The organism is Mycobacterium sp. SM3041 (genome assembly GCF_039668335.1).
Classification (GTDB): domain Bacteria; phylum Actinomycetota; class Actinomycetes; order Mycobacteriales; family Mycobacteriaceae; genus Mycobacterium.
This window is the reverse complement of record NZ_JAYXBQ010000046.1, coordinates 1-13,162: the sequence shown is the minus strand read 5'-3', so window position 1 is coordinate 13,162 and position 13,162 is coordinate 1. Positions and strand designations below refer to the sequence as shown.

General features: G+C 67.5%; 12 protein-coding genes. 8 read left to right on the top strand and 4 right to left on the bottom strand.

Features of this window, described 5'->3' with window-relative positions; translation table 11 throughout:
• Positions 1-36 precede the first annotated feature (36 nt).
• The 7 genes from VXD91_RS15100 to VXD91_RS15070 all read left to right on the top strand — a co-directional run bounded on the left by VXD91_RS15100 (position 37) and on the right by VXD91_RS15070 (position 9,427).
• The gene (locus tag VXD91_RS15100; RefSeq protein WP_346415787.1) at positions 37-1,011 is read left to right on the top strand and encodes a PE-PPE domain-containing protein; all 975 of its coding nucleotides are present in this window, start codon (positions 37-39) and stop codon (positions 1,009-1,011) included.
• Between the two features lie 5 nt (positions 1,012-1,016).
• Positions 1,017-2,057, top strand: coding sequence for a hypothetical protein (locus tag VXD91_RS15095; RefSeq protein WP_346415786.1), 1,041 nt, complete (start codon positions 1,017-1,019; stop codon positions 2,055-2,057).
• Positions 2,058-2,119: 62 nt separating this feature from the next.
• Positions 2,120-2,599 (top strand): OsmC family protein, encoded by a 480-nt coding sequence (locus VXD91_RS15090; RefSeq protein WP_212811387.1) that lies wholly within the window; start codon positions 2,120-2,122, stop codon positions 2,597-2,599.
• Positions 2,600-2,628: 29 nt separating this feature from the next.
• Positions 2,629-3,111, top strand: a complete 483-nt coding sequence (locus VXD91_RS15085) for an Lrp/AsnC family transcriptional regulator (RefSeq protein ID WP_061001308.1) — start codon at positions 2,629-2,631, stop codon at positions 3,109-3,111.
• 162 nt (positions 3,112-3,273) lie between these two features.
• Positions 3,274-6,753, top strand: coding sequence for an indolepyruvate ferredoxin oxidoreductase family protein (locus tag VXD91_RS15080; protein WP_346415785.1), 3,480 nt, complete (start codon positions 3,274-3,276; stop codon positions 6,751-6,753).
• 86 nt (positions 6,754-6,839) lie between these two features.
• A complete protein-coding gene (locus tag VXD91_RS15075; protein ID WP_212811386.1) occupies positions 6,840-7,925 on the top strand; it encodes a Glu/Leu/Phe/Val dehydrogenase dimerization domain-containing protein in 1,086 nt (361 codons plus the stop codon).
• Positions 7,925-9,427, top strand: coding sequence for an amino acid permease (locus tag VXD91_RS15070; RefSeq protein ID WP_346415784.1), 1,503 nt, complete (start codon positions 7,925-7,927; stop codon positions 9,425-9,427). Before VXD91_RS15075 ends, VXD91_RS15070 begins: the two co-directional genes overlap by 1 nt.
• Positions 9,428-9,430: 3 nt before the next feature.
• Here VXD91_RS15070 and VXD91_RS15065 read toward each other — a convergent pair whose 3' ends face one another.
• From VXD91_RS15065 to VXD91_RS15050, 4 genes are all read right to left on the bottom strand, one after another.
• Positions 9,431-9,958 carry a lipoprotein LpqH gene (locus tag VXD91_RS15065; RefSeq protein WP_346415783.1) on the bottom strand — a complete coding sequence of 176 codons (528 nt, stop codon included), beginning with the start codon at positions 9,956-9,958 and terminating at the stop codon, positions 9,431-9,433.
• 120 nt (positions 9,959-10,078) lie between these two features.
• On the bottom strand, positions 10,079-10,351 hold the full coding sequence (locus VXD91_RS15060) for a hypothetical protein (protein ID WP_212811383.1): 273 nt from the start codon (positions 10,349-10,351) through the stop codon (positions 10,079-10,081).
• 164 nt (positions 10,352-10,515) lie between these two features.
• Positions 10,516-10,950, bottom strand: a complete 435-nt coding sequence (locus tag VXD91_RS15055) for a VOC family protein (protein WP_212814807.1) — start codon at positions 10,948-10,950, stop codon at positions 10,516-10,518.
• 9 nt (positions 10,951-10,959) lie between these two features.
• The gene (locus tag VXD91_RS15050; protein WP_212811382.1) at positions 10,960-11,946 is read right to left on the bottom strand and encodes an NAD-dependent epimerase/dehydratase family protein; all 987 of its coding nucleotides are present in this window, start codon (positions 11,944-11,946) and stop codon (positions 10,960-10,962) included.
• A gap of 199 nt (positions 11,947-12,145) precedes the next feature.
• On the opposite strand from VXD91_RS15050, the gene VXD91_RS15045 reads away from it, so the two are divergent.
• Positions 12,146-13,162 (top strand): TIGR03617 family F420-dependent LLM class oxidoreductase, encoded by a 1,017-nt coding sequence (locus VXD91_RS15045; RefSeq protein ID WP_346415782.1) that lies wholly within the window; start codon positions 12,146-12,148, stop codon positions 13,160-13,162.

The following is a 13,162-nucleotide window of genomic DNA, read 5'->3' as shown; positions in this document are numbered from 1 at the left end:
CGCTGCAGTGCAATAGGTTTCGTTGTCGCACTCTGCGTGGCGATCGGCGCGGAGCCGTCGGCGGCGGCATCGGACGAAAGCCCCGACGTCACCTTCTATCTGCAGGGCACCTGCTTGTGCGCTGTGTCGCCGACCGCCCGCGAGGCCCTGGGACTGGCCGACGGGTACCTGGATTCCAGCGGCACCATCCATGGCATCGGGTATCCCGCAGGCCTGTTGTTCGGCGCGGACGCAGTCATCGGGAGCACCAAGGTGAACGCGACCCTCGCCACCGTTCCGGACGGCGCCGCCGTCACCCTCGCCGGCCTGAGCCAGGGCGCCATCGTCCTGAACTACGTGAAACTCTCGCGGTCGCTGCAGGATTCGTTCACTCGTCACCGTGCGGACAATCTGCAATTCGTGACCTTCGGTGACCCGCAGAACACCACCGGCGGCATCACGACCAAGAATCCGGCACTGCAACTGTTCGCGCCGAACGTGCCAAGGGCGAGCGCATACCCCACCACCGAGATCGTTCGCGAGTACGACGGTTTCTCGGACTGGCCGGACAAGCCAACGCGTTTGGCCGTCCTCAACGCCGTCATGGGAATCGGATTCGTGCACACCGACTACGGGTCGGCCGCCAACCCGGCGACACCGGGAACGCTCAAGACCGTCCGCACCAACGCCGCCGGCGGCACCACCACGCATTACGTGGTGCCCACCAGGCGATTGCCACTCACTCAACCGTTGCGCGATGCCGGACTGAACACGTCTCTCATCGACGCTCTGCTCCGGCCGCAGATCGACCGCGCCTACGTCCACCGCCCGCAGGTTGCACCTCGAGATCCGGCTCCCCGGCCGTCGATCGCCGCCCTGGCGGCAAGGGCCCTGAATCCGGCGGCCGCCAAACCAGCTGCTGCCGGCGCCAAGGAGTCTGGCAGCGCGAAGGAAGACAAAGAGAAAGCACCGAAGCCCAAGCGGGGGTTCGGTTTTCGGAAATCTCGCCGTGGCGGGGAATCGAGGAGGTAGTTCGCATGTGGGTCAAGACGCAGGCCGTGACCCTGTCGGTGGTGTGCTCGGCAGCCGTCGTGGTCACCAGCGCCGCACCGGTTCTCCCGGCCGCGCACCCGACGACGGTGCACAGCGCCGAATACCGGTACGCGCTCACGGCGGCAGCCATCGACACCGCCTTCAATCCGATTCGGTACGTCGGCAACGTCGGAGGCGCGGCCCAGGCCGTCGCCACCGACGTGATCTACTGGCAGACACCGGACTTCCCGCTGCTGGTGCTGAGCGCACAGGTTGACTCCAGCACCGGTGAGTACGAGGCCGTGGAGAAGGTGACGTCGACGGCGGGGCACCTGCAGAGTCTGGTCAGCGCGGTCACCGCGTTTCCCGGCGCATCATCCTCGCCACAGGTGAAGCAGCTGGTCAGCGGAATCGGATCGGCCGGCGCCGCCGCGGCCGGCGCCACGCGTACCGTGACAGCCACTCTGGCGCCCCACCTCGCGCCGCTGACGCCGGTGATCTACGTCGTCAGGGTGCTGCGGGCCGCGGTCGGCGTCTATTACGCCGTGGCCACGCTCTCGACCACGGGAGTCGGCACGGTGCTGAGCGGGCACAACCCGTTGACGGCAGTCGCCAATGTCGTGTCCTCGGTCCAGAGCCTGGCCAACGTCCTCACCCACGCGCCGCGCCCGGCCGCGTCGGTCTCGACTGGCACGACTGGTACGACCGCCGGGGCGACCGCGACCGCGGCGCAAACGGTCGCGCAGCCGACCGCTGTTGTCGCGCGGACCCTAGCGAAGGGCGCCAAATCAAAAGCGAAGCAGGAAGAATCGGCAGCCAAGAAGCCCGGTGACCACGCCACCGCACCCAAATCGGCTGCCGCACCGGCCACGTCGACGGCTGCCGCCGAGCAGCAGGATGCCAAGCCGGCGACACCCACCAAGAAGTCCAAGCGCGCGGCGAAGGGTGACGACTCGTCGGCCAAGGTGGACGCCGCCAAAGCCGCCTCGTCCAAGGAGTCCAAAGAGTCCAAAGAGAAGGGCGACCACGGCCGGCGTAAACACTGAGCGGCGGTGGGCGTGCGCTAGAACAGAGGTACGCGCCAGCACCGACGAAGGGGACGCCCGCCATGGCGAAGACGCACCACTACGAGCTCGACGTGACATGGACCGGCAATACCGGCACCGGAACCTCGGGCTACCGCGAGTACGACCGCGCGCACGACGTCAGCGCCGACGGCAAACCCACGATCGCCGGCTCCGCTGATCCTGCTTTCCGCGGCGACCCGCAGCGCTGGAACCCCGAGGAGCTCCTGGTGGCGTCCCTGTCGCAGTGCCACATGCTGTGGGTCCTGGCGCTGTGTTCCCAGGAGGGCATCGTCGTCACCGGATACGCCGACCATCCGTCGGGCACCATGGCGCAGACCCCTGACGGTGGTGGGTATTTCACCGAGGTGGTGCTGCGTCCGGTCGTCGAGATCGTCGACGACCGGCACCGCGAGGCGCTCACGAGCGTCCACGAGCGGGCCCACCACCTGTGTTTCATCGCCAATTCCGTCAACTTCGACGTGCGGTGCGAACCGCAGGTGAGCGTCGCCGAATCGGCGTGACCCACGGTGCCGCCGTGGGAAAATGGCGCATGACCATCAAGCTCGACGCACTCGATTCCGCGCTGCTGTCGGAGCTGGCCGCCGACCCGCGGACGCCGATCCTCGAGCTGGCGTCGCGGCTGAAGGTCGCTCGAAATACCGTGCAGGCGCGCATGAAGCGGCTCGAAGAATCCGGCCTGGTGCGTGGCTACCCGCCCAACATCAACCTGTCGCAGCTCGGGTTCGCGGTGCATGCGCTGGTCTTCATCGAGACGGACCAGACCAAGATGAACGCCATCATCGAAGCTCTGCAGGACGTCCCGCATGTACTGGAGGTCCACGCCACGACGGGACGGGCGGATCTGCTCGCCCGCATCGCCGCGCAGACGCAGGAAGAACTGCTCAGCGTGATCCAGCGCGTGCATCGCATCGACGGCGTCAAACACTCCGAAACCATGCTCGCGATGGCGACTCCGGTCGAATACCGATCGCTTCCTCTCGTGCAGCACGTGACGCAACGTCGAACAAAATGATGCGTGCGTCACAGTGTGCCACGTCACAATTGAGCAGTCTGCTCAACATTTTGACCGACTGTTGACGTAGATCACCCACAGGGGCAGATTTCGCTGCACTGATTGCTAATAGTTCGCACCTAGGACTGGCGATCTGAGTGGCGGAAAGTGTGGAGGTTCTCGATGACCAGTGTCCTGTCCCGATCCGAACTCGCAGCGGCCGAACCCGCCGCGCCCTACGACCTCGACGACCGGTACCGCGCCGGCGCCGGCCCCGTCCTGCTGACCGGCGTCCAGGCGATCGCCCGCATGATGGTCGAGCAGCATGTCCGTGACCTCCGTGCCGGCCGCCGCGTCGCGACCTTCGTCTCCGGCTACCAGGGCAGCCCGCTCGGCGGCGTCGACAAGATGCTGCTGGGCATGCCGAACGTGCTGACCGAGCACGACGTCGTCTTCACGCCCGGCTTCAACGAGGAGCTCGCCGCCACCTCGGTCTGGGGCAGCCAGACCGACCTTCCCGCCGGGAAAGCCACCCACGACGGGGTCATCGGCGTCTGGTACGGAAAGGGACCCGGCGTCGACCGCGCGACGGACGCGCTGCGCCACGCCAACATGTACGGCGTCAATCCCCGCGGCGGCGTGCTGCTGCTGGTCGGCGACGACCCGGCATCGAAATCGTCGACCGTGCCCGCCGTGAGCGAACGGTCGCTCGCGGCCCTCGGCATCCCGGTCCTGTTCCCGCGCAACGCCGAAGAGATCATCACCATGGGCATGCAGGGCGTCGCGCTGTCGCGCGCATCGGGCTGCGTCGTGGCGATGAAGATCGTCGCCGACGTGGCCGACGGCGCCTGGACGGTCGACGCCGATGTCGCCGACATCACCATCACCGCACCTGAAATCCTCTGGGACGGCAAGCCGTTCACCTACGTCCAGCGACCGATGGCCGCACCGGCCGACAGCCTCATCGCCGAGGCCGACCTCTACGGTCCGCGCTGGGCGACCGTCCGCGCGTTCGGGGACATCAACCAGCTCGACGTCCTCGAGGTGGATCCGGTGCGTGCAAAGGTCGGCATCGCCGCCACCGGTACCACCTTCGACGCCGTCCGGCAGGCGCTGCTCGACCTCGGCGTCGACGACGCGGCACTGCACCGCGCGGGAATCCGCCTGCTGCGCATCGGGATGCCGTACCCCGTCGGGCAGGAGTCCGTCCGGGCGTTCGCGCGCGGTCTCGAGCAGGTGATCGTCGTCGAGGACAAGACGGCGTTCATCGAAACCCAGGTCCGTGAAATCCTGTACGGCACCGCCGATGCCCCGCAGATCGTCGGCAAGCACGATGCCGCCGGTATGCCGCTGTTCCCGCTCGGTGGTGAGCTGACCGCCGCCCGCCTGCTCGCGCCGCTGCGCCGGGTGCTGCGCGATCACGTCGAGCTCAAGCGCACCCCTCCCCCGCCACTGTCACTGGAAGTGTTGTCCGCCAAGCGAACCGCCTACTTCTGCAGCGGCTGCCCGCACAACCGTTCCACCGCGATCCCGGAGGGCTCCATCGGCGGCGGTGGCATCGGCTGCCACACCCTGGTCACCATGTCCGGCCGCAGTGACAGCGCCGTGGTGGGTCTGACGCAGATGGGTGGCGAGGGCAGCCAGTGGATCGGGCAGGCACCGTTCACCGACGTGCCGCACCTGTTCCAGAACGTCGGCGACGGCACGTTCTTCCACTCGGGTCAGCTCGCGGTGCAGGCCTGCATCGCCGCCGGGGTCAACATCACCTACAAGCTGCTCTACAACGAAGTGGTCGCCATGACCGGCGCACAGGACGTCGAGGGCGGCCTGGTCGTTGCCGGGCTCACGCACAAGCTGACGGCCGAGGGCGTCAAGCAGATCATCATCTGCGCCGACGAACCCAAGCGGCACAACAAGAAAGCTCTCGCGAAGGGCACCCTGCTGTGGCACCGCGACCGCCTCGATGAGGCGCAGAAGGTGCTGCGAGAGATCCCGGGTGTGACCGTGCTCATCTACGACCAGCACTGCGCTGCCGACGCGCGCCGTCAGCGCAAGCGCGGCACGCTGCCCACCCGCAACACGCGCGTGGTGATCAACGAAGCGGTGTGCGAGGGCTGCGGCGACTGCGGCACCAAGTCGAACTGCCTGTCGGTACAGCCGGTCGACACCGAATTCGGCCGCAAGACCCGCATCGACCAGACGTCGTGCAACACCGACTACACGTGCCTCGACGGCGACTGCCCGTCGTTCGTCACGGTCGAGCTGACCCCGGAGAAGAAGGGCCGCAAGACATCCCGGCGCAAGGCGCCGGAACCGCCGCGGGTCGCCGATCCGGGGTTCGGTGTGCCGACCGGCACGCAGAACGTCCTGCTCGCCGGCATCGGTGGCACCGGCATCGTCACGGTGAACCAGGTGCTGGCGACCGCCGCCCTGCGCGCGGGCTACGAGGTGGAGAGCCTCGACCAGATCGGCCTGAGTCAGAAGGCCGGACCGGTGGTGTCGCACCTGCGGTTCTCGACCGCCGCCCTCGAGCCGTCCAACCGGCTCACCTCGGGCAGTGCCGACTGCATCATCGCCATCGACCTGCTCACCGCGACCGACAACCGGAACCTGGCCTACGGCAGTGCCGAACGAACCATCGCGGTCGCCTCGACGAGCCAGACCCCGACCGGCGACATGGTGTACGACAAGTCCGTCGCCTACCCGGAGACCCAGTCGTTGCTCGACCGGCTGACCGGCGTCACCCGCACGCTGACGCACTTCGATGCGCTGGCCGCGGCACAGGCCCTGTTCGGCAACACCGCAGCGGCCAACTTCCTGGTCGTGGGTGCCGCCTTCCAGAACGGCGGCCTGCGCCTGCCCGCGGCGAGCATCGAAGAGGCCATCGGCATCAACGGTGTCGCGGTCGCTGCCAATGTGGCGGCGTTCCGCTGGGGCCGCGTTGCGGTGGCCGATCCGGCCGCGTTCGCCGCCGCCGTCGAGGCCGCCCGGCCCAAGGCCCGGCCCGCGGTGGCCAGCCCGGAGCTGCTGGCCAGCACCACGTTCGGCGGCGAGGTGCGCCGGCTGGTCGAACTGCGTGCCGGTGAACTGGTCCGCTACCAGAACACGAAGGTCGCGCGGCGGTACGTCGAAACGGTGCAGGCCGTGTGGCAGCTGGAGCGCACCATCACCGACAACACCGCCTTCAGCGAGGCCGTCGCCCGCGGGCTGCACAAGTTCACGGCCTACAAGGACGAATACGAGGTCGCCCGGCTGCTGGTCGACCCGGCGTTCCTGGCCGATGTGCAGGCGCAGGTGCCCGGTGGGGAGAACCTCACCTACAAACTGCACCCGCCCGTCCTGCGCGCCATGGGCCGCACGAAGAAGGTCGGCTTCGGACCGAAATCGCATGTGGCACTGAAGATGCTGGCCAAGGCCAAGGTGCTGCGCGGCACCAAGCTGGACCCGTTCGGCTACGCGCACGTGCGAAAAGTGGAGCGGCAGTTGCTGTCTCACTACACGGCCATGGTGCTGCGCCTCGCCGCCGAACTGACTGTCGACAACTACGCCACGGCTGTCGAGGCAGCCGGACTGCCCGACATCGTTCGCGGTTACGAGGACATCAAACTCGGCAACGTCGAGCTGTACTGGGCACGCCTGCGCGAGCTCGGCATCCCGGCCTGACCGGCGCCACCCCAGCTGTCCTGCCGTGACACCCGCGGCAGCGTCAACCATGCCGCCGAACATGCGGCACCAGAAAGGAATCCGTAGTGACAGTAGTGTCCAACTCCCCGGTATCCACCCCCGCCGGAGTCTTCGGTCGTTCGCACAAGCTGAGCTCCCGTAGCCACGAGCAGGTCGTGTTCTGCGAGGACGCCGAATCCGGTCTCAAGGCCATCATCGCGATCCACTCGACGGCGCTGGGCCCGGCCCTCGGCGGCTGCCGCATGTACCCGTACGCCGACGAATTCGAGGCACTCGAGGACGTGCTGCGGCTGTCGTGGGGCATGACGTACAAGGCCGCGGCGGCCGGGGTGAACCTGGGCGGCGGCAAGTCCGTGATCATCGGCGATCCCACCAGCGACAAGAGCGAAGCACTGTTCGCGGCGTTCGCGCGCTACGTCAACACCCTGGGCGGACGCTACGTCACCGCCGGTGACGTCGGCACCAACACCGACGATCTCGACATCATGGGCAAGTACACGTCGCACGTCACCGGCCGCAGCGCCGGGGCCGGCGGCTCGGGTGACAGCGCGCGCCTCACCGCGCTGGGCGTGTTCAACGCCATGCGTGCCGGCGCCGAATCTGTCTGGGGCGCAGCGACGTTGGCCGGCCGGACCGTCGGCGTCGAGGGTGTCGGCAAGGTCGGCCGGGAACTCATCGCACTGCTGCTCGCGGATGGCGCGGACGTGTACGCCACCGACGTGAACGCCGCTGCGCTGCTGCGCCTGTCGAATGACCACCCGTCGGTGCGCCTTCTCAATTCGGTTGCCGACGCCCCGGTCGATGTCTATGCTCCGTGTGCCCTCGGGTCTACTCTGACGCCTATGAGCGCTGACACCATCGAGGCGAAGCTGATTTGCGGTGCCGCAAACAACCAGCTCGCGACGCCGGACGTCGAGCTGTTGCTCGGCCGCCGCGGAATCACCTGGGTACCTGACTACGTCGCCAACGCCGGCGGCCTCATTCAGGTGGCCGGTGAACTGCACGGCGCGGACCGCACCGCCGTCGAGGGCGACGTGACCCGGATCTACGACCGCTGCCGCGACATCATCGCCACCGCGCGCGAGACGGGCATCAGCATCGGCGCCGCCGCGAACCTGTTCGCCGAACAGCGGCTCGACGGAGCCATCTGATGGGCGCCGGCGGCGGGCTTTTCCGCACCAAGTCGGTCGAGCAGTCGATCCGGGACACCGATGAGCCCGACTCGAAGCTCCGCAAAGATCTGACGGCAAGGGATCTCACTGTTTTCGGCGTGGCCGTCGTCATCGGCGCCGGCATCTTCACCCTTACCGCTCAGACCGCGGGCAACATGGCGGGGCCGGCCGTGTCGGTCGCCTTCGTCATCGCGGCGATCACATGCGGGCTCACCGCGCTGTGCTACGCCGAGTTCGCCTCGACTGTGCCCGTCGCCGGCAGCGCCTACACCTACGCCTACGCCACCTTCGGTGAGCTGGTCGCGTGGATCATCGGTTGGGATCTGATCCTCGAGTTCGCGCTCGCGGTGTCCGTTGTCGCCAAAGGCTGGTCGCAGTATCTCGGCCACGTCCTCGGTGGGACGGTGTCACCGGTGGTGCACCTGGGGTCGGTCAAGTTCGACTGGGGTGCGCTGGTGATCATCGCCATCGTCGGTGTGCTGCTGGCGACCGGAACGAAGCTGTCGTCGCGGGTTTCGGCCGTCGCCGTGGCGATCAAGCTGTCCGTGATCGTGCTGATCCTCGTTGTCGGTGCCACCTACTTCAAGGCCTCGAACCTCACCCCCTTCATCCCGGCGGCGCAGCCCTCGGCGAAGGCGGATGGCGTACACCAGTCCATGCTGGCCTGGCTCACCGGAACCGGCGGCACGAGCTTCGGGTGGCTGGGTCTGCTGACCGCGGCCAGCATCGCGTTCTTCGCGTTCATCGGCTTCGACGTGGTCGCCACCGCGGCGGAAGAGACCCGCAACCCGCAGCGCGACGTCCCGCGCGGCATCTTCGGCGCGCTGGCCATCGTCACCGTCTGCTACGTCGCGGTGTCGTTCGTGCTCACCGGCATGGTGCCGTACACCGAACTGCAGGGAGAAAATGCCACCCTCGCAACGGCGTTCGCCCTCCACGGTGACACCTGGGCCAAGAACATCATCTCCATCGGCGCATTGGCGGGCCTGTCGACCGTCGTCATGGTGATGTTCCTCGGCCAGACCCGCGTCCTGTTCGCCATGTCCCGCGACGGCCTGCTCCCCAAGCGGCTTTCGCACACCGGCAAGCACGGCACCCCGGTGCGATTGACGGTCATCGTGGGCGTGGTGTGCGCGGTGCTGGCGGCGTTCGTGGACTTCGGCACCCTCGCGGGCATGGTCAACATCGGCACGCTCGTCGCCTTCATCCTCGTGGCGATCGGAGTGCCGATCCTGCGCCGCACGCGGCCCGATCTCAAACGCGGCTTCCGGGTGCCTTTCGTGCCGCTCGTCCCGATCCTGGCTGCGCTGTCGTGCCTCTGGCTGATGATCAACCTGGAGGTCGAGACGTGGCTTCGGTTCGTCGTGTGGATGGCCGTCGGCGTCGCGCTGTACTTCGTCTACGGCAGGTCGCACTCGAAGCTCGCGCAGCGGAAGGCCGAGGCGCACAAGCACCTCAACGTCACTCAGATCGCGGCGTGAGCATCAGCTGCAGGTAACGCGAATCTCGAAGGGCTTGGTCACCATCACGGGCGGTAGCGCTGCCGTCACCCCGGTAGCGCTACCGCTGATGACGTAGGTGTCGCCGTCCTTGGACGCCGTGGCCTCGCCGCCCGACACGCCCTGCTGATAGCCGAGAATGACGCCGTTGACGTTGCCCAGGATCACCGAGTGCACCGTGGCGGCGTCCGGTGTCAGCACCACCGCCACTCCCGAGGCCTTCTGACCGATGGCGATGTTGAAGTTTCCGACGGCGTTGGTACAGACCACATTGCCCGTGATGTTCTGACGCACCCCGTCGACGGTCACCTCGGCCTGGCCGGGCGGCGGATTGCCGGTCGGCGGTTGGGTGGGCGAGGCCGTCGTTGACGATGCCGGCGATGACGTGGACTTGGTGGTGGTGGTGCTGCTGCTCGAGCTCGTCGTCTCCGACGGCGGTTTCTCGCCACTGCAGCCGGCGATCCCCACGACAACCGCCATGCTGACCGCACCGATCGCAACCTGTCGCCTCATGGCACCCCTCGTGTTGTCGTCGCCAATTCCGATTCACCACATCTACGCCGTTGAACCGGTCGCCGCATTTCTTTTCTGAGATGCGACGACCGGCTCGTTCCGGTGGCTACGGCAACCTGCCTACATCGGCATGAAATTGCCGAACCACCAGAAGCCCCAACGCTCGATGGCCGGGCTCCACACCACGGACGCACCCGGAGCCCACCACGGCGGGTTCGGTTGGACCGGCGCCCAGGGCGGCGGAATCGCCGGGGGCACATTCGGTTCGGCGCTCGCGACGCCGCTTCCCAGGGTGCTCGGCGACACTGTCGCGATTCCGCCGGCCACGCCGAACAAGCCGGCCGCCAGACTGCCGGCGACGGTGGCTGCTGCTGCCAGTTGTTTGATGGTCATTGTCTCGTCCTTGCCTCGACTGCATGGCCTCATGCGTCAAGGTCCGCGACGGATGCGACATCGCATTCCTACCTGGCGAGCGTGCCCGACCCCCGAACGAGCGGACCTGGCGCCGTAGGCAATTGGTGAATACCCCACGGCGCCAGCGGTAAACGGGCCTGCGGTCAGTCGAGGCAGAACTCGTTGCCCTCCACGTCCTGCATGACGATGCACGACTCGTTGATGTCGTCGGCGGGAAGCAATCGCACGCGGACCGCACCGAGCGCGACCAGCCGTTCGCACTCCGCCTCGAGCGCCGCCAGTCGTTCGTCCCCGGACAGACCGGTGGCCACGTGCACATCCAGATGCACGCGGTTCTTCACCGTCTTCCCTTCGGGAACGCGCTGGAAGAACAGGCGCGGGCCGACGCCTTCGGGATCGACGCACGCGAACTTCGAACCTCGATGTTCGGGTGGCAGTGCACGGTCGAAGTCGTCCCACGATGCGAATCCTGGCGGTGGCGGTGGTACGACGTATCCCAGCACGTCGCACCAGAACCGCGCCACGCGCTCGGGTACCGCGCAGTCGAAGGTGACCTGAAACTTCTTGACGTCAGCCATCATTCGCCCTCAGTGGTTCAGCTTACGAAGGCCGGCGACGGTGTCGGCCAAGGTGATGCGCGGATCGCGATAGGTGACACCGAGTTCGCGCTCGCTCGGGGTGTCGTCCGAGTCGGGCATCTGGGTGTAGTACTGCATCGCGGCTTCGGTGAACGGCGTCTGGAACGGCAGCAATGGTCCCAGCCGATCAAGTACCTGGCCGGCCAGCCGCAGCACCGTGTCGGGAACCGGAACGGAGAACATGGTCTTGTCGCCGACTTCGCTCAACAACCGAGCCAGCTCGTCCACCGGAATGCGATGGCCGCCGGCCATGTAGCGGCGGGGTCCCTTGCCCGGCTCCAGCAACGCCGCGTGGAGCTCGGCCAGATCCCGACCGTCGACCACCGTCCAGGCCGCGCTGCGGCCGGGAATCGCGCCGAGTTGAAGTGCCTGCGCCACGCCTTCGCCGGCCTCGCCGAACTGGTTGCCGACCGGCGGACCCATGACCATGCCGGGATAGGTGATGTTCACCGGCGCCCCGGCGTCCTGCATGCCGCGGGCGTAGATCTCGACCTGCGCTTTGGAACGTCCGTAGCCGTCGGTACCGCCGAACACCGGAAGGTCGGCCTCGAGCTTGTCCACGTCGGGATTGAACAGCGCGGTGATGCTCGAGACGTGAATGATCGGATCAAGGCCCAGTTCCACGGCGCCGCCCAGTACGTTGCGCGCACCGTCCATGTTGGTACTCAGCATCTGCGCCGCCTGGTTCGGATCGGTGGCGACCAGCGCCGCGGCGTGCAGCACGGCGTCGCACCCGTCCAGCGCGCGCAGCACCGAGTCGCGATCGGTGATGTCGCCGACCACGTGGTCAGAGACGTCGACGCCCAATTGGGCCACGCTGGTCTGCAACCGAGCCGCGTTGCGCACCAGGAACCGGACCGAATGCCCCTTGTCCGCAATGGCTTTCGCACTCCAACCACCGACGAACCCGGTCCCGCCCGTGACCAGCACCCGCATGACGCCTACCCCCTCCGAAGTGAACTGCCGCTGCCCAGACGCTAGTACCTGCCTTCACGCCGCAGGGTGGATCCGCGCGATGTGGACATCACGCGTGCAGATGCGTGGTGCTTCGGGCCCCGGTGGCGCGGTGGAGGTGTGGACGGCGAATACGTTCGACCACACCAGCTGACAAGTGGCGCAACCGTAGGCTGCCACCGTGCACATCGACGTGATGACGGTTCCGCAGCCCTTGGCCCAGATGGGCACACTCGCCCAGCGCGCCCACGCCGCCGGATTCTCCGGTCTCCTGCTGACCGAGACCGGCCGGACCGCATATCTGAGCGCGGCCGTCGCGTCCCAGGCCGCTCCCGGACTCGAGCTGTCCACCGGTGTCGCGGTCGCGTTTCCGCGCAGCCCCTTCGTCACGGCGGCCTCGGCGTGGGAGCTCCAGGAAGCCACCGGCGGCAGGTTCCGGCTCGGGCTCGGCACCCAGGTGCGGACGCACGTGGTGCGGCGCTACGGCATGCCGTTCGAGCAGCCGGGCCCGCGGCTGCGCGATTACGTGCGCGCCGTGAAGGCGTGTTTCACGGCATTCCGGACCGGCACGCTCGACCATCACGGCGATTTCTACGACCTGGACTTCATCACGCCGCAGTGGAGCCCCGGACCCATCGATGCGCCCGATCCCAAGGTCGACATCGCCGCGGTGAATCCGTGGATGCTGCGCATGGCCGGCGAGGTCGCCGACGGCGTGCACATCCACCCGCTCGGCGAACCGGGCTACGTCACCCGCCACGTGCTGCCCAATGTGGCTGCCGGAGCCGACAAGGCGGGCCGCTCCCCCGCCGACATCGACACGATCATCCCGGCCATGACGATCGTCGGCGACACCGACGAAGAACGTCACAACGAACGCGAATTCGTGCGCGCCAGCATGAGCTTCTACGGCAGCACCCCGAACTACGCCTTCATCTGGGACGAAGCCGGTTTCGACGGCACCACCGCGCGGTTGCGGGAGAAGCAGAAGGCGGGCGACATGGCCGGCATGATGGCGCAGATCACCGACGACCACATCGCCGCGTTCGCCACCGAGTCGACGTGGGATGACCTGGCGGACAAGCTGATTGCCAGATACGAGGGCGTCGCCACCCGCGTCGTCCTCTACAACGCCCTCGGCGGGACGGACCGTTTCGAGCGGTACGGCGAGATCGCCCGGCGGTTGTCAGCGCGCTAG